The organism is Pseudonocardia sp., assembly GCF_029263155.1.
GTDB lineage: Bacteria > Actinomycetota > Actinomycetes > Mycobacteriales > Pseudonocardiaceae > Pseudonocardia.
In genome coordinates this window covers 100,267-115,744 of record NZ_JAJCYB010000111.1, presented here as the reverse complement: position 1 = coordinate 115,744, position 15,478 = coordinate 100,267, and the positions used below count along the sequence as shown (strand labels likewise).

Genomic DNA, 15,478 nt, shown 5'->3' with positions numbered 1-15,478 from the left:
GCGCCGCAGCGGGAGTTCGACGCCCTGGCGCCGCGATGGGAGCTGCGCTGCGGGAAACCGCGGCCGGACCACCCGCTACAGCGCCTTGAGCTCCTCGGTGACCTCCGTGACCGACTTCTTCGCGTCGCCGAAGAGCATCGCGGTGTTGTCGGCGTAGAACAGCGGGTTCTCGATCCCGGCGAACCCGCTGCTCATCGACCGCTTGAGCACGATCACCGAGTGGCTCTCGTCGACGTTGAGGATCGGCATGCCGTAGATCGGGCTCGACGAGTCCGAGCGCGCCGCCGGGTTGGTGACGTCGTTGGCCCCGATCACGAGCGTGACGTCGGTGCGCGAGAACTCGTCGTTGATGTCGTCCATCTCCTTGAGCGCGTCGTAGGCGACGTCGGCCTCGGCGAGCAGGACGTTCATGTGCCCGGGCATGCGTCCGGCCACCGGGTGGATCGCGTACTTGACCTCCACGCCCTTGGACTCCAGCAGCTTCGCCATGTCCTTCACCGCGTGCTGGGCCTGCGCGACGGCCAGGCCGTAGCCCGGCACCACGATCACCGACGACGCGTAGGCCATCTGGATCGCCGCGTCGGCCGCCGACGTCGACTTGACGACGCGCTCCACCCCGTCGTCGGTGCCGGGCAGCGTGGCCGTGCCCCCGAACCCTCCGGCGACGATGGCCGGGATGGTGCGGTTCATCGCCACGGCCATCTGGTTGGTCAGGATCGAACCGGACGCGCCGACGATCATGCCCCCGACGATCATCGCCGTGTTGTCGAGCGCGAGGCCCGCGGCCGCAGCGGAGAGCCCGGTGAGCGCGTTGAGCAGCGAGATGACGACGGGCATGTCGGCTCCGCCGATCGGCAGCACCACGAGCACGCCGAGCACGGCCGCGACGACGAGCACCCCGATGATCCAGATCTCGGCGGCCCCGCCCAGCCCGGCGACGACGGCGCACGCCACGGCGCCCACCAGCAGCAGCACGTTGACCGGCTGCTGCGCCCGGCCCAGCCCGATCGGCCGCCCCGGCAGGATCTCCTGGAGCTTGCCGAAGGCGATGATCGAGCCCCAGAACGACACGGAGCCGATGATGGCCGCGAACAGCGAGGCCACGATGACGTAGGTGGGTTCCCCGGAGAACGACCCGGTGGTGCGGAACTCCGACCACGCGATCAGCGCCACCGCGCCACCGCCGACGCCGTTGAACAGCGCCACCATCTGCGGGATCGCGGTCATCTGCACCCGCTGCGCCGACGGCACCCCGAGCACGGTGCCGACCACCAGGCCCACGATGATCAGCACCCAGTTGTGCTGCACCAGCAGCAGCGTGGCACCGACGGCGATCGCCATGCCGACCGCGGCGATCTTGTTGCCGCGCACCGCCGTCTTCGGTCCGGTCAGACCCATCAGGCCGTAGATGAACAGGCCGAACGCGAGGATGTAGAGGCCGTAGACGAGCGCGTCCATCAGGAGTCGGTGTCCTTCCGCTGCTTGAACATGCCCAGCATCCGGTCGGTCACCAGGAAGCCGCCGACCACGTTGATCATGCCGAACGCGATGGCGACGACCAGGATGATCTGGTCCCCGATCGACGGGTTCTCCAGGCCGCCGAGCACGATCAACCCGCCCAGCAGGACGATCCCGTGGATGGCGTTGGTGCCCGACATCAGCGGCGTGTGCAGCGTGTTGGGCACCTTCGAGATGACCGCGAAACCGACGAACCCGGCCAGCGCCAGGATCGCCAGGTTCGCGAGCAGCCCGTTCGACCCTGCCTCCGCCGCCTCCGCGGCCAGTGCCGCGCCGTTCATGAGCTCTCCTCCCGGGTGACGCAGGACTGCGCGAGCACCTCGTCGTCGAAGTCGGGGGCCAGCGCCCCGTCGGAGTCGAGCATCAGCTCCAGCAGCGCCGAGACGTTGCGCGAGTACAGCTCCGACGCGTGCTCGGGCATGGTGGCCGGCAGGTTCAGCGGCGACGCGATCGTGACGTCGTGGCGGACGATCACCTCGCCGGGTTCGGTGAGCTCGCAGTTGCCGCCGCTCTCCCCGGCGAGGTCGACGACGACGCTGCCCGGGCGCATCCCCTCCACCGCTCTCGCCGTGACCAGCGTGGGCGCCCTGCGCCCGGGGACGTTGGCCGTGGTGATCACGATGTCGAACCCCGTGATCGCCTCCTCCAACCGCTTCTGCTGTTCGGCGCGCTCGGACTCGGTGAGCTCGCGGGCGTATCCGCCCTCGCCGACCGCCTCGATGCCGAGGTCGAGCCACTGTGCGCCCAGCGAGCGCACCTGGTCGGCCACCTCGGGTCGCACGTCGTACCCGGTGGTGCGGGCCCCGAGCCGCTTGGCGGTGGCCAGCGCCTGCAGGCCCGCGACGCCGACGCCCAGGATCAGCGCCTGGGCCGGCTTCACGGTGCCGGCCGCCGTGGTGAGCATCGGGAAGAAGCGGGTGGAGCGCTCGGCCGCCAGCAGCACCGCCTTGTAGCCGGCCACGTTGCCCTGCGACGACAGCGCGTCCATCGACTGCGCGCGCGAGATCCGCGGGATCGCCTCCATCGCGAACGCCTGCACACCCGCTGAGCGCAGCTCGGCGACGGTCTCGGGCGAGGTGCGCGGGGCGAGGAACCCGATGAGCGTGCTGCCCGACCGGAGCTTCCCGATCTCCTCGGCCGTCGGCGGCGCCACCTTCGCGACGACGTCGGCCGACCACGGGTCGCCGATCGTGGCCCCGGCCGCCGTGTAGAGCTCGTCCGGGATCAGGGCACCGAGCCCGGCCCCGGACTCCACCACGACCTTCACCCCGCGCGTGGAGAGCTTCTCGACGACCTTGGGGACCAGCGCGACCCGGCGCTCCCCCGCCCCGGACTCGCGGGGCACACCCACGGTGGTGCCCCCGGTTGCTGAAGTCATGGCAGGAACCTAGTCCAGCCCCCCGACACCCGGACCCACCGTGTGATCAGTGTCGGGTAACGACCCCGGGCTCAACCGATTCAGCGTGCCGGGAGCGTGAGGATCCGCGGCCCGTCCTCGGTGACGGCCACGCTGTGCTCCCAGTGCACCGCCCGGCTCCCGTCGGCGGTGACGACCGTCCAGCCGTCGGCCAGCTCCAGCGTCTCCGGGTCGCCCCCGGTCAGCATCGGCTCCACCGCGAGCGCCATGCCCGGCCGCAGCCGCGGGCCCTGGCCGGGCGCGCCGTGGTTGGGCAGGAACGGGTCCATGTGCATCTCGGTGCCGATGCCGTGCCCGCCGTACTCCGCGACGATCCCGTACTCGACGCCGTCGCGGGTCCCCGCCGCTTCACAGGCCGACTGCACGGCGTGCGACACGTCGGAGAGCCGGCCTCCGGGCAGCACCGCGGCGATCCCGGCGTGCAGGGCCGCCTCGCAGGCCGCGGACAGCTTGCGGTCGGCCTCGCTCACGGCCCCGATCGGGATCGTGACGGCCGCGTCGCCGTGCCAGCCCTCCAGGATCGCCCCGCAGTCCACGGACACGAGGTCCCCGTCCCGCAGCACCACCGACGGCGCGGGTATGCCGTGCACGATCTGCTCGTTGACCGACGAGCAGATCGACGCCGGGAAGCCGTGGTAGCCGAGGAACGAGGGGACGGCGCCGGCGTCGCGGATGGTCTGCTCCGCGAGGGCGTCGAGCTCGCCGGTGCTCACGCCCGGTTTCGCCAGCTCGGTTACCGCCGCCAGCGTCGCCGCGACCAGCGCACCGGCGGCGCGCATCGCCTCCAGCTCGCCGGGCGTCTTCAGCTCGATGTCGCGGCCCCGCAGCCGGGCGACCAGCCCGCGGACCCCGCTCCTCACCCGTGTCACGTCGGATCCCTGCTCAGCGACCCAGGGCGTCGAACACCCGGGCCGTGATCTCCTCGACCGACCCCACGGCGTCTACGCTGACGATGCGGTCGGCGTAGAACTCGAGTAGCGGGGCCGTGTCGTCGCGGTAGACCTGCTGGCGGCGACGGATCACGTCCTCGGTGTCGTCGCTGCGCCCGCGCCCGAGCAGCCGCTGCACGACCACCTCGTCGGCGACCGCGAACTCGACGACCGCGTCCAGCTCGCGGCCCTGGTCGGTGAGGATGCCCGTGAGGGCCTCCGCCTGCGGGGCGGTGCGGGGGAAGCCGTCGAGGATGAAGCCCTTGACGGCGTCGGGCTCGGCGAGACGCTCACGCACCATCCCCACCGTCACCTCGTCGGGGACCAACTCACCTGCGTCCATGTACTTCTTGGCCTCGACGCCCAGCGGCGTCTCCTGGCCGAGATTGGCCCGGAACAGGTCGCCGGTGGAGATGTGCGGGACGTCGAGGCGCTCGGCCATCCGCTCCGCCTGTGTGCCCTTGCCCGCGCCCGGCGGTCCGACCAGAACGAGTCGCACGCGACCCCGCCTTCCCAGATCTGTTGTGACACGACAACGCTGCCCCGCAGTGGACGCTAGCGCAGGAACCCTTCGTAGTTGCGCTGCATGAGCTGGCTCTCGATCTGCTTGACCGTGTCCAGCCCGACGCCGACCATGATCAGCACCGCGGTGCCGCCGAACGGGAAGTTCTGGTTCTGCCCCGAGCCGGTGATGCCGAGGAAGAAGTTGGGCAGCACGGCGATGATGCCGAGGTACAGCGATCCCGGCAGCGTGATGCGGGAGAGCACGTAGTTCAGGTACTCCGCCGTGGGCCGTCCGGGCCGGATGCCGGGGATGAACCCGCCGAACTTCTTCATCTCGTCGGCCCGCTCGTCGGGATTGAACGTGATGCCGACGTAGAAGTACGTGAAGAAGATGATCAACGCCATGTACAGCAGGATGTGCACCGGGTTGGACTGGTCGACCAGGTAGGTCTGCACGAACTGCTGGAACCAGCCCGATTCCGTGCCGGCGAGCCGGGAGATCAGGTCGGGCAGGTACAGCAGCGACGACCCGAAGATGACCGGGATGACGCCCGCCTGGTTGACCTTCAACGGCAGGTAGGTCGACGTGCCGCCGTACATGCGACGGCCGACCATCCGCTTGGCGTACTGCACCGGGATGCGGCGCTGCCCCTGCTCCACGAACACGACGCTCGCGATGATGGCGAGCCCGAAGAAGCAGACGCCCGCGAAGATCAGCGGCCCGCCCTCGGGGTTGTTCAGGATGTTGGCGCCCTCGGCCGGGATCCGGGCCGCGATCGAGGCGAAGATCAGCAGGGACATGCCGTTGCCGACGCCGCGCTCGGTGACCTGCTCGCCCAGCCACATGATCATGGCCGTGCCCGCCGTCATGACGACGACGATGAGGGAGAGGTCGAAGATGTTGCTGCCGGGGATGACGTCCTGCGGGCAGCCCGGGAACAGCTGGCCGCGGTCGGCCAGCGCCACGATTCCGGTGGCCTGCAGGACCGCGAGCGCGATCGTGAGGTAGCGGGTGTACTGGGTCAGCTTGGCCTGACCCGACTGCCCCTCCTTCTTCAGCTGCTCGAACCGCGGGATGACCACGGTGAGCAGCTGCACGATGATGCTCGACGTGATGTAGGGCATGATGCCCAGCGCGAAGATCGACAGCTGCAGGAGCGCGCCACCGGAGAACAGGTTGATCAGCGAGTAGACGCTGGAGTTGGCCCCGCCCGCCGCCTGGTCGATGCACTGCTGGATGGCCGGGTAGGACACCCCCGGCGACGGGATGGTGGCACCGAGGCGGTAGACCGCGACGATCCCGAGCGTGAAGAGGATCTTCTTCCGGAGATCCGGCGTGGTGAGTGCCGACCGGAAAGCGCTGAGCACTGGTGTGACCCTCCTGTACTGGTGGCCCTCCCGCATCGGGCCCCGCCGATCCGGCGGCGCAGGCGAGCGGGACGACTCTAACAGCGGCGTGGACGCCCACACGGCACGGACCGGTGCTCTACCACCGGTCCGCACCGAGCGGACGCCCTACAGCTCGGTGACGGTCCCGCCCGCGGCCGTGATCTTGTCACGGGCGCTGCCGGAGAAGGCGTGCGCGCTCACGGTGAGCGTGACGCCGTCGAGGTCGCCGTTGCCCAGCACCTTGACCGGCTGGTTGCGCCGGACGGCGCCGATCGCGACGAGCTCGTCGGGGCCGACGACGCCCCCCTTCGGGAACAGGGTCGCGAGGTCGCCGACGTTCACGACCTGGAACTCCACGCGGAAGCGGTTCTTGAACCCCTTCAGCTTGGGCAGCCGCATGTGCAGCGGCATCTGCCCGCCCTCGAAGCCGTCGGGCACACCCTTGCGGGCACGCGTGCCCTTGGTGCCGCGGCCGGCGGTCTTGCCCCGCTTGCCACCCTCACCGCGACCGACCCGGGTCTTGGCCGTCTTGGCCCCCGGCGCCGGGCGCAGGTGGTGGATCTTGATCGTGGACTCGCTCATGCTCTACTTCACCTCCTCGACGGTCACGAGGTGACGGACGGTGTGGACCATCCCGCGGATCTGCGGGGTGTCGTCCCGTTCCACCGTCTGACGGATCTTGCGCAGACCCAGCGACAGCATCGTGGCGCGCTGGTTGGCCTTGGCGCCGATGACGCTCTTGCGCTGGGTGATGATCAGCTTCGACATCAGGCCCTCGCCGCCTGCGCGGCTTCCGCACGCGCGCGCATCATCTGGGCCGGGGCGACGTCCTCGAGCGGCATGCCACGGCGGGCCGCCACCTCCTCGGGGCGCTGGATCATCTTCAACGCGGCGATCGTGGCGTGCACGACGTTGATCGCGTTGTCGGAGCCCAGGCTCTTGGAGAGGATGTCGTGGATCCCGGCGCACTCCAGCACGGCGCGCACCGGGCCACCGGCGATGACACCGGTACCGGGGCTGGCCGGACGCAGCAGCACGACGCCGGCCGCCGCCTCGCCCTGCACGCGGTGCACGATCGTGCCGCCGATGCGGGGAACGCGGAAGAAGTTCTTCTTCGCCTCCTCGACACCCTTGGCGATCGCCGCGGGCACCTCCTTGGCCTTGCCGTAGCCGACGCCCACCAGGCCGTCGCCGTCGCCGACGATCATCAGCGCGGTGAAGCTGAAGCGCCGGCCGCCCTTGACGACCTTCGCCACGCGGTTGATCGTGACCAGCCGCTCGATGTAAGGGGTCTTGTCCTGGGCACCGCCCCGGCCGCCCCCGTCACGGCGGTCACGGCCGCCGCCGGAGTTGTTGCGCTCGCCACCGGGCCCGCTGTTGGGCCCACCGGACCCACCGGGTCCTCCGCCGTCGCGCCGTGCACGTCCCGGCATCAGTGGTTTCCTTCCGTTGTCTTCACCATCAGAACTCCAAGCCGCCCTCGCGCGCGGCGTCGGCCAGCGCGGCGATCCGGCCGTGGTAGCCGAAGCCGCCGTGGTCGAACACCACCGAGGTGACGCCGGCGTCGCGGGCCCGGGCGGCCACCAGCTCGCCGACCTTGGCCGCGCGGGCCTTCTTGTCACCGTCGAGCCCGCGGACGTCGGCCTCCATCGTGGACGCCGAGGCCAGCGTGCGGCCCGCGAGGTCGTCGATGAGCTGCACGAGGATGTGGCGCGAGCTGCGCTTCACCGCGAGCCGGGGTCGCTCGGGGCTGCCGGCGACCTTCTTGCGCAGCCGGGCGTGCCGGCGCGCACGGGAGGTGCGGCGCTTGGCCGACACCTGGGAGGCGGTCCGCTTCCTGGCAGCCGAAGAAATATGCACTGTGCTGATCTCGGCCATTACTTACCCGTCTTCCCGACCTTGCGGCGGATGACCTCGCCGGCGTAGCGCACGCCCTTGCCCTTGTACGGGTCGGGCCTGCGCAGCTTGCGGATGTTGGCGGCGGTCTCGCCGACCAGCTGCTTGTCGATGCCGGAGACCGAGAACCTGGTGGGGCTCTCGACGGCGAACGTGACGCCCTCGGGCGCGGTGACCACCACAGGGTGGCTGTACCCGAGCGCGAACTCCAGCGAGTTGTCCTTGAGCGCGACCCGGTAGCCGACGCCGTGGATCTCCAGCTTCTTCTCGTAGCCGGTGGTGACGCCGACGAAGAGGTTGTTGACCAGGGTGCGGGAGAGGCCGTGGTAGGCCTTGCTCTTGCGCTCCTCGTCGGGCCGCTTCACGACCACGGCACCGGTGTCGTCGCGCTCGACCGTGATCGGCTCGATGACGGTGTGCGACAGGATGCCCTTGGGCCCCTTGACGGTCACCGTGCGGCCGTCGATGTTCACGTCCACCCCGGACGGCACGGTGATGGGCAGCTTCCCGATACGGGACATGGTGTTACCCCCTCACCAGACGTAGGCGAGGACTTCCCCGCCCACGCCGTTCTTGTGTGCTTGCCGCTCGGTCTGCAGACCGGCGGACGTCGAGATGATGGCGACACCGAGGCCGCCGAGGACGCGGGGCAGGTTCGTCGACTTCGCGTAGACCCGCAGGCCGGGCTTGGAGACCCGGCGCAGACCCGCGATGCTCCGCTCCCGGTTGCGCCCGTACTTCAGCTCGATGACCAGGGACTTGCCGACCTCGGCGTCCTCCACCGCGTGCGACGCGATGTAACCCTCCTTCTGGAGGATCTCGGCGATGGCAACCTTGAGCTTCGAGTGCGGCATGACCACGCGGTCGTGGTAGGCCGAGTTGGCGTTGCGCAGACGTGTGAGCATGTCTGCGATCGGATCGGTCATCGTCATGTGTGTGCCACTGCTTTCCCACCGTGGTTCCCGCCCGCATCGAGGTGATCCGGGCCGGGCCTGCGGCGATCAGGTACTACCAGGAGGACTTGCTGACGCCGGGCAGCTCGCCGGCGTGGGCCATGTCGCGGACGCAGATCCGGCACAGGCCGAACTTGCGCAGCACGGCACGGGGCCGCCCGCACTTCTGGCACCGGGTGTAGCCGCGGACCTTGAACTTCGGAACGGCTGCGGCCTTGATGCGGAGCGCCTTCTTGGCCATCTCTCACGCCTCCCTGACATGCGGTACGGGAAGCCGAGCCTGCGAGTTACACATGCTCACGCCTCCTTGAACGGGAAACCGAGCTTGCGCAGCAGCGCCCGGCCTTCCTCGTCGGTCGTGGCCGTGGTGACGACCGTGATGTCCATGCCGCGCGGCCGGTCGATCGAGTCGGGGTCGATCTCGTGGAACATCGACTGCTCGTTCAGGCCGAACGTGTAGTTGCCCCGGCCGTCGAACTGGTTCGGCGAGAGGCCACGGAAGTCGCGGATACGCGGCAGCGCGATGGCGAGCAGCCGGTCCAGGAACTCCCACATCCGGTCGTTGCGGAGGGTGACCTTCGCGCCGATCGGCATGCCCTCGCGCAGCTTGAACTGCGCGATGGACTTGGTCGCCCGACGGACCTGCGGCTTCTGACCGGTGATGGTCGTGAGGTCGCGCACGGCGCCGTCGATGAGCTTCGCGTCCCGGGCGGCGTCGCCGACACCCATGTTGACGACGACCTTCACCACGCCCGGGATCTGCATGACGTTCGCGTAGGAGAACTGCTCGCGCAGCTGGCCCGCGATCTCGTCGCGGTAGCGCTGCTTGAGGCGCGGCACGACCTTCTCGGTGGTCATCGTCCCAGAAGTAGTCATCACAGCTCCTTCCCGTTGCGCCGGGCGATCCGCACGCTCGACCGCTTGCCGTCCTCGTCGCGGGAGACCTGGCGGCCCACCCGGGTCGGCTTGCCGTCGGAGTCGACGACCATCACGTTGGAGATGTGGATCGCGGCCTCCTGGGTGACGATGCCGCCGGACTGCGCGCCGCGCTGGTTCTGGCTGATCCGGGTGTGCTTCTTGATCCGGTTCACGCCCTCGACGAGCACGCGCGCCCGCTCCGGGTAGGCCTGGATGACCTTGCCCTTCGCGCCCTTGTCCTTGCCGGCGATCACCACGACGGTGTCGCCCTTCTTGATCTTCATGAGCTACAGCACCTCCGGCGCGAGGGAGATGATCTTCATGAACCGCTTGTCGCGGAGTTCGCGACCGACCGGTCCGAAGATGCGGGTCCCCCGCGGCTCACCGTCGGGCTTGATCAGCACGGCGGCGTTCTCGTCGAAACGGATGTAGGAACCATCCGGGCGGCGCCGCTCCTTCACGGTGCGCACGATGACGGCCTTCACGACGTCACCACGCTTCACACCGGCTCCGGGCATGGCGTCCTTGACGGTGGCGACGATGGTGTCGCCGATGCCCGCGTAGCGCCGGGCCGATCCGCCCAGCACCCGGATGCACAGGATCTCCTTGGCACCGGTGTTGTCGGCGACGCGCAGTCGCGACTCCTGCTGGATCACTTCGCCTTCTCCAGGATCTCCACCAGGCGCCAGCGCTTGGTGGCCGACAGCGGGCGGGTCTCCATCAGCCGGACGCGGTCGCCGACGCCGGCCGTGTTGGCCTCGTCGTGCGCCTTGACCTTGCTCGTCCGGCGGATGACCTTGCCGTACATGCGGTGCTTCACGCGGTCCTCGAGCGAGACCACGATCGTCTTGTCCATCTTGTCCGAGACGACAAGACCCTCGCGGATCTTGCGCTCGTTGCGCGCCACCTCGGTGGGCGGCGTCTTCGCTGCATCACTCATGCCGCACCCTCACTGTCGTCGGGGGCGGCAGAGAGGCCCAGCTCGCGCTCACGCATGATCGTGTAGATCCGCGCGATGTCGTGCCGGACGGTACGCAGCCGCCTGTTGTTGTCCAGCTGCCCGGTGGCCATCTGGAAGCGGAGGTTGAACAGCTCCTCCTTGGCCTCGCGCACGCGCAGGGTGAGCTCCTCGTCGGTGAGCTCACGCAGCTCGGCGGCGGTCGTCGTCGACGCGGCCATCAGATGTCACCACCCTCACGGGTCACGATCCGGCACTTCATGGGCAGCTTGTGGATCGCGCGGCGCAGTGCCTCGCGAGCCGTCTGCTCGTTGGGGTAGCTCATCTCGAACAGCACCCGGCCCGGCTTGACGTTCGACACCCACTTCTCCGGCGAGCCCTTGCCCGAACCCATGCGGGTCTCGGCGGGCTTCTTGGTGAGCGGGCGGTCCGGGAAGATGTTGATCCAGACCTTGCCGCCACGCTTGATGTGCCGGTTGATGGCGATACGTGCGGACTCGATCTGCCGGTTGGTGACGTAGGCGGGCTCCATGGCCTGGATCCCGTAGTCACCGAAGGTGACGCGAGTGCCGCCCGAGGCCGCACCGGTGCGGTGCGGACGGTGCTGCTTGCGGTGCTTGACCCGGCGGGGGATCAGCATGGTCTACGCCTCCCCACCGGTCGCGTTGTCCGTGGACGGCGCCGGCGCGTCGACCGTCGCGGTGGCCGTGCCACCGCCGGCCGACTGCTGCTCCGCGGCGCGACCGGCCTCGGTACCCGAGCCCGTGGTGCCCGAGGCACCCGAACGACGGCGGGCCGGACGCTCGCGACGCGGACCGCGGTCGCCACCGGGAGCCGCGGCGGCAGCCGGGGCACCCTCGCGACGGCCACCGACGACGTCACCCTTGTAGATCCACACCTTCACGCCGATGCGCCCGAAGGTGGTGCGGGCCTCGAACAGGCCGTAGTCGATGTCGGCACGCAACGTGTGCAGCGGGACGCGACCCTCGCGGTAGAACTCCGAGCGCGACATCTCCGCGCCGCCGAGGCGACCCGAGCACTGCACCCGGATCCCCTTGACCTGCGGGGAGCGCATGGCCGACTGGATGGCCTTGCGCATCGCGCGGCGGAACGCCACGCGGTTGGACAGCTGCTCGGCCACGCCCTGCGCGACGAGCTGCGCGTCGGACTCGGAGTTCTTGACCTCGAGGATGTTGAGCTGGACCTGCTTCTTGGTCAGCTTCTCGAGGTTGCCCCGGATGCGGTCGGCCTCGGCGCCACGGCGACCGATGACGATGCCCGGACGCGCGGTGAAGATGTCGACGCGGACCCGGTCCCGGGTGCGCTCGATCTCGACCTTGGAGATGCCGGCCCGCTCCATGCCCTTGGACAGCATGCGGCGGATCTCGACGTCCTCCTTCACGTACTCGGAGTACTGCTTGTCGGCGTACCAGCGCGACTTCCAGTCGGTGGTGATACCGAGCCGGAAACCGTGCGGGTTGATCTTCTGACCCATTAGCGGGTCCTCCCCTTCGCGCTCGCGTCGCGCCCACGCACTCGCGCTGCTCCGCGCCCGCCCCTGGCGGGCTGCGACTCGACCTCGACGGTGATGTGGCTCGTGCGCTTGCGGATCCGGTAGGCGCGGCCCTGGGCCCGCGGCCGGATGCGCTTGAGCGTCGGGCCCTCGTCGGCCGTGGCCAGCGCCACCACGAGGGTGTCGCGGTCCAGGTCGAGGTTGTTCTCGGCATTGGCCGCCGCACTCGCGACGACCTTGTACAGGGGTTCGCAGGCGGCCTGCGGCGAGAACCGCAGGATGTCGAGCGCCTCCTGTACCGGCCGACCCTTGATCAGCGCGACGACGCGCCGCACCTTGGTCGGTGACATGTGAACGAACCGCGCCACCGCGCGCGCCCGGACGGGCGCGTCGGCAGAGCTCTCGGCAACTTCAGCCATGATCTCTCCTCCTCTCCCGGTCCGCTCAGCGCCTGCGCGACTTGCGGTCGTCCTTGATGTGGCCCCGGAAGGTGCGCGTGGGCGCGAACTCCCCCAGCTTGTGGCCGACCATCGAGTCCGACACGAAGACCGGCACGTGCTTGCGGCCGTCGTGCACCGCGATCGTGTGGCCGATCATGTCGGGGATGATCGTGGACCGGCGGGACCATGTCTTGATCACGGTCTTCTTGTCGGCCGCGTTGAGAGCGTCCACCTTCTTGAGCAGGTGGTCGTCCACGAACGGGCCCTTCTTCAGGCTGCGCGGCATCTTCTAACCTCCCTGCTCAGCGCTTCTTGCCGGTACGCCGGCGGCGGACGATCAACTTGTCGGACGGCTTGGTGCGGCGGGTGCGGCCCTCGGGCTTGCCCGCGGGGTTGACCGGGTGGCGACCACCGGAGGTCTTGCCCTCACCACCACCGTGCGGGTGGTCGACCGGGTTCATGGCGACACCGCGGACGGTCGGGCGCTTGCCCTTCCACCGCATGCGGCCCGCCTTGCCCCAGTTGATGTTGGAGTGCTCGGCGTTGCCGACCTCGCCGATCGTGGCGCGGCAGCGGACGTCGACGTTGCGGATCTCGCCCGAGGGCAGCCGCAGCTGCGCGTAGGGACCGTCCTTGGCGACCAGCTGCACCTTCGCCCCGGCCGAGCGGGCCATCTTCGCGCCGCCACCGGGCCGCAGCTCGATCGCGTGGATCACGGTGCCGGTCGGGATGTTGCGCAGCGGGAGGTTGTTGCCGACCTTGATGTCGGCCCGCGGGCCGGCCTCGACCTTGTCGCCCTGCTTGAGCTTCTCCGGCGCGATGATGTAGCGCTTCTCGCCGTCGAGGTAGTGCAGCAGCGCGATCCGCGAGGTGCGGTTCGGGTCGTACTCGATGTGCGCGACCGTGGCCGGCACCCCGTCCTTGTCGTTGCGCCGGAAGTCGATCAGCCGGTACGCACGCTTGTGACCACCGCCCTGGTGCCGGGTGGTGACGCGCCCGTGCACGTTGCGACCGCCCTTGGAGTGCAGCGGGCGGATCAGCGACTTCTCCGGGGTGGAGCGCGTGATCTCGGCGAAGTCCGAGACGCTGGAGCCGCGGCGACCGGGTGTCGTCGGCTTGTACTTGCGGATACCCATGGCTCTACGCCCCTGCCCTTCCACCGAACACGTCGATGGTGCGGCTCTCCTCGGAGAGCGTCACGATCGCGCGCTTGGTGTCCCGGCGCTTGCCGTAGCCGGTGCGGGAGCGCTTGCGCTTCCCGCTGCGGTTCAGGGTGTTCACGGAGAGCACCTTGACGCCGAACACCTTCTCGACGGCGATCTTGATCTCGGTCTTGTTCGCGTCCGGTCGCACGAGGAAGGTGTACTGGCGCTCCTCGAGCAGGCCGTAGCTCTTCTCGGACACCACCGGCGCGAGCAGGATGTCGCGCGGATCGGGAATCACTTGTCCTCCTCCTTCGCTGCATCACGCTGCGACGGCGGCAGCTGGAAGCCGGCCTCTTCGGCCGCCTCGGCGGTGGCGAACCAGACCTCGGCCACGGTGCGGGCGTAGAAGGAGCTGCCCGGCACGTGGTAGAGCATCGAGTCGGCGTTGCCCTTGACGGGGAACCCCTCGGGCTGCGAGCCGTCGGCGAGCGGAGCGTGGCTCTGCGGGCCGTGGGGGCCCTCGCCCGCGGGCTCGTCCTCGACCTTCGGCGCGGGCGCCTTCGTGAGCAGGCCCTGCGGCTCGGCCGCGGCCGACCTGCGCGTCGGCACCGCGATGGGGCCGGCCAGGAACGTCTCGAGCGCCTCGGAGGTGAACAGCACGACGTCGTTGACGAGCACGTCGTAGGTGTTGAGCTGGTCCGGGGCGATCAGGTGGACCGTCGGCAGGTTGCGCAGGCTGAGCTGGCTCGAGACGTCCTCGCGGCCGATGACCGCGAGCACCCGCGCGCCGGCGTCGCCGACCACGGACTCGAGGATCCGCCGCGCCGCCTTGGTGGACGGGGCCTCACCCGAGACCACCGAGGAGACGACGTGCACCCGGCCCGCGCGGGCGCGGTCGGAGAGCGCGCCGCGCAGGGCGGCAGCCTTCATCTTCTTGGGGGTCTTCTGGGTGTAGTCGCGCGGCGTCGGGCCGTGCGAGATGCCACCGCCGGCGAACTGCGGCGACCGGGTGGAGCCCTGGCGGGCGCGGCCGGTGCCCTTCTGGCGGTAGGGCTTCTTGCCACCACCACGGACCTCGCCGCGGGTCTTCGTGTCGTGCGTGCCCTGGCGGGCGGCCGCGAGCTGGCCGGTCACCACCTGGTGCATCAACGGCACGTTGGCCGTGACGTCGAAGACGTGGGCGGGAAGCTCCACCGACCCGTCGGTCTTGCCGTCGGGCGTGCGGACGTCGACGTTGCTCATGCCTTCTCACCTCGCTTCACGGCCGACTTGACCAGCAGCAGCCCACCGCGGGGGCCGGGGACCGCGCCCTTGATCAGCAGCAGGCCGCGCTCGGCGTCGACGCGGTAGACCGTGAGGTTCTGCGTGGTCACCCGCGCGACCCCCATCCGGCCGGCCATCTTGATGCCCTTGAACACCCGCCCGGGGGTGGCGCAGCCGCCGATGGAACCCGGTGAGCGGTGCTTGCGCTGCACACCGTGGCTGGCGCCGAGGCCGTGGAAGCCGTGGCGCTTCATGACGCCCGCGGTGCCCTTGCCCTTGCTGGTGCCGACCACGTCGACCACGGCGCCGGCCTCGAAGGCCTCGGCGGTGATCTCCTGGCCCAGCGCGTACTCGGTCGCGTCGGTGGTGCGCAGCTCGACCAGGTGGCGGCGCGGCGTGGTGCCCGCCTTGCCGAAGTGGCCGGTGCGCGGCTTGTTCACCTTGCGCGGGTCGATGGCGCCGTAGGCCAGCTGCACGGCGACGTAGCCGTCCTTCTCCGCGGTCCGGATCTGCGTCACCACGTTCGGGCCCGCCTGGACCACGGTGACCGGGACCACCCGGTTGTTCTCGTCGAAGACCTGGGTCATCCCGAGCTTGGTGCCCAGGATCCCGGTGATCTGTCGTTCGCTCATGAT

General features: G+C 69.8%; 25 protein-coding genes and 1 pseudogene. All 26 read right to left on the bottom strand.

Translation table 11 applies throughout. The features are described 5' to 3' along the window. Nucleotides 1-75: 75 nt before the first annotated feature. Entirely contained in the window at nt 76-1,458 is a 1,383-nt protein-coding gene (locus tag Q1K26_RS23595) for an NAD(P)(+) transhydrogenase (Re/Si-specific) subunit beta (protein WP_300017165.1), read from the bottom strand. Beyond that, nucleotides 1,458-1,799: an NAD(P) transhydrogenase subunit alpha gene (locus Q1K26_RS23590; RefSeq protein ID WP_300017162.1), complete on the bottom strand. Its 342-nt coding sequence runs from the start codon at nt 1,797-1,799 to the stop codon at nt 1,458-1,460. The genes Q1K26_RS23595 and Q1K26_RS23590 overlap by 1 nt, the downstream gene beginning before the upstream one ends. Then, entirely contained in the window at nt 1,796-2,896 is a 1,101-nt protein-coding gene (locus tag Q1K26_RS23585) for a Re/Si-specific NAD(P)(+) transhydrogenase subunit alpha (RefSeq protein ID WP_300017159.1), read from the bottom strand. Before Q1K26_RS23585 ends, Q1K26_RS23590 begins: the two co-directional genes overlap by 4 nt. Nucleotides 2,897-2,976: 80 nt before the next feature. Next, a complete protein-coding gene (gene map, locus Q1K26_RS23580; RefSeq protein ID WP_300017156.1) occupies nt 2,977-3,804 on the bottom strand; it encodes a type I methionyl aminopeptidase in 828 nt (275 codons plus the stop codon). Between the two features lie 13 nt (nt 3,805-3,817). Then, nucleotides 3,818-4,363, bottom strand: a complete 546-nt coding sequence (locus Q1K26_RS23575) for an adenylate kinase (RefSeq protein ID WP_300017153.1) — start codon at nt 4,361-4,363, stop codon at nt 3,818-3,820. 56 nt (nt 4,364-4,419) lie between these two features. After that, the gene (gene secY / locus Q1K26_RS23570; RefSeq protein ID WP_300017150.1) at nt 4,420-5,736 is read right to left on the bottom strand and encodes a preprotein translocase subunit SecY; all 1,317 of its coding nucleotides are present in this window, start codon (nt 5,734-5,736) and stop codon (nt 4,420-4,422) included. A 147-nt stretch (nt 5,737-5,883) separates the two neighbouring features. Continuing rightward, entirely contained in the window at nt 5,884-6,339 is a 456-nt protein-coding gene (gene rplO / locus Q1K26_RS23565) for a 50S ribosomal protein L15 (RefSeq protein WP_300017147.1), read from the bottom strand. Nucleotides 6,340-6,342: 3 nt separating this feature from the next. Continuing rightward, the gene (gene rpmD, locus Q1K26_RS23560) at nt 6,343-6,525 is read right to left on the bottom strand and encodes a 50S ribosomal protein L30 (RefSeq protein ID WP_300017144.1); all 183 of its coding nucleotides are present in this window, start codon (nt 6,523-6,525) and stop codon (nt 6,343-6,345) included. After that, the gene (gene rpsE / locus Q1K26_RS23555) at nt 6,525-7,190 is read right to left on the bottom strand and encodes a 30S ribosomal protein S5 (RefSeq protein ID WP_300017141.1); all 666 of its coding nucleotides are present in this window, start codon (nt 7,188-7,190) and stop codon (nt 6,525-6,527) included. Before rpsE ends, rpmD begins: the two co-directional genes overlap by 1 nt. A 28-nt stretch (nt 7,191-7,218) precedes the next feature. After that, nucleotides 7,219-7,635 (bottom strand): 50S ribosomal protein L18, encoded by a 417-nt coding sequence (gene rplR / locus Q1K26_RS23550; protein WP_300017138.1) that lies wholly within the window; start codon nt 7,633-7,635, stop codon nt 7,219-7,221. Continuing rightward, nucleotides 7,635-8,174, bottom strand: coding sequence for a 50S ribosomal protein L6 (rplF, locus tag Q1K26_RS23545; protein WP_300017135.1), 540 nt, complete (start codon nt 8,172-8,174; stop codon nt 7,635-7,637). The genes rplR and rplF overlap by 1 nt, the downstream gene beginning before the upstream one ends. 12 nt (nt 8,175-8,186) lie before the next feature. After that, nucleotides 8,187-8,585, bottom strand: coding sequence for a 30S ribosomal protein S8 (gene rpsH / locus Q1K26_RS23540; protein WP_300017132.1), 399 nt, complete (start codon nt 8,583-8,585; stop codon nt 8,187-8,189). A 76-nt stretch (nt 8,586-8,661) separates the two neighbouring features. Further along, nucleotides 8,662-8,847, bottom strand: coding sequence for a type Z 30S ribosomal protein S14 (locus tag Q1K26_RS23535; RefSeq protein WP_300017130.1), 186 nt, complete (start codon nt 8,845-8,847; stop codon nt 8,662-8,664). A gap of 56 nt (nt 8,848-8,903) precedes the next feature. Further along, nucleotides 8,904-9,464: a 50S ribosomal protein L5 gene (gene rplE / locus Q1K26_RS23530; RefSeq protein ID WP_300017348.1), complete on the bottom strand. Its 561-nt coding sequence runs from the start codon at nt 9,462-9,464 to the stop codon at nt 8,904-8,906. 17 nt (nt 9,465-9,481) lie between these two features. Continuing rightward, a complete protein-coding gene (rplX, locus tag Q1K26_RS23525) occupies nt 9,482-9,808 on the bottom strand; it encodes a 50S ribosomal protein L24 (RefSeq protein ID WP_300017127.1) in 327 nt (108 codons plus the stop codon). Nucleotides 9,809-9,811: 3 nt separating this feature from the next. Beyond that, nucleotides 9,812-10,180 carry a 50S ribosomal protein L14 gene (rplN, locus tag Q1K26_RS23520; RefSeq protein WP_300017124.1) on the bottom strand — a complete coding sequence of 123 codons (369 nt, stop codon included), beginning with the start codon at nt 10,178-10,180 and terminating at the stop codon, nt 9,812-9,814. Then, complete coding sequence (rpsQ, locus tag Q1K26_RS23515; RefSeq protein WP_300017121.1) at nt 10,177-10,464, bottom strand: 30S ribosomal protein S17; 288 nt, start codon at nt 10,462-10,464, stop codon at nt 10,177-10,179. Before rpsQ ends, rplN begins: the two co-directional genes overlap by 4 nt. Next, nucleotides 10,461-10,703 (bottom strand): 50S ribosomal protein L29, encoded by a 243-nt coding sequence (gene rpmC / locus Q1K26_RS23510; RefSeq protein WP_300017118.1) that lies wholly within the window; start codon nt 10,701-10,703, stop codon nt 10,461-10,463. Before rpmC ends, rpsQ begins: the two co-directional genes overlap by 4 nt. Continuing rightward, nucleotides 10,703-11,122, bottom strand: coding sequence for a 50S ribosomal protein L16 (rplP, locus tag Q1K26_RS23505; protein WP_300017115.1), 420 nt, complete (start codon nt 11,120-11,122; stop codon nt 10,703-10,705). Before rplP ends, rpmC begins: the two co-directional genes overlap by 1 nt. A gap of 3 nt (nt 11,123-11,125) precedes the next feature. Further along, the gene (gene rpsC / locus Q1K26_RS23500; protein ID WP_300017112.1) at nt 11,126-11,977 is read right to left on the bottom strand and encodes a 30S ribosomal protein S3; all 852 of its coding nucleotides are present in this window, start codon (nt 11,975-11,977) and stop codon (nt 11,126-11,128) included. After that, nucleotides 11,977-12,414, bottom strand: a complete 438-nt coding sequence (gene rplV / locus Q1K26_RS23495; RefSeq protein ID WP_300017109.1) for a 50S ribosomal protein L22 — start codon at nt 12,412-12,414, stop codon at nt 11,977-11,979. Before rplV ends, rpsC begins: the two co-directional genes overlap by 1 nt. Before the next feature lie 25 nt (nt 12,415-12,439). After that, nucleotides 12,440-12,721: a 30S ribosomal protein S19 gene (gene rpsS / locus Q1K26_RS23490; protein ID WP_300017106.1), complete on the bottom strand. Its 282-nt coding sequence runs from the start codon at nt 12,719-12,721 to the stop codon at nt 12,440-12,442. A 16-nt stretch (nt 12,722-12,737) separates the two neighbouring features. Further along, entirely contained in the window at nt 12,738-13,571 is an 834-nt protein-coding gene (gene rplB / locus Q1K26_RS23485; RefSeq protein WP_300017103.1) for a 50S ribosomal protein L2, read from the bottom strand. A 4-nt stretch (nt 13,572-13,575) separates the two neighbouring features. Beyond that, nucleotides 13,576-13,878: a 50S ribosomal protein L23 gene (gene rplW, locus Q1K26_RS23480; RefSeq protein ID WP_300017100.1), complete on the bottom strand. Its 303-nt coding sequence runs from the start codon at nt 13,876-13,878 to the stop codon at nt 13,576-13,578. A gap of 314 nt (nt 13,879-14,192) precedes the next feature. After that, nucleotides 14,193-14,822, bottom strand: a pseudogene (rplD, locus tag Q1K26_RS23475) (50S ribosomal protein L4); the annotation flags it as partial. Continuing rightward, complete coding sequence (gene rplC / locus Q1K26_RS23470; RefSeq protein ID WP_300017097.1) at nt 14,819-15,475, bottom strand: 50S ribosomal protein L3; 657 nt, start codon at nt 15,473-15,475, stop codon at nt 14,819-14,821. The gene rplC and the pseudogene rplD, both read right to left, overlap by 4 nt. Nucleotides 15,476-15,478: the final 3 nt, after the last annotated feature.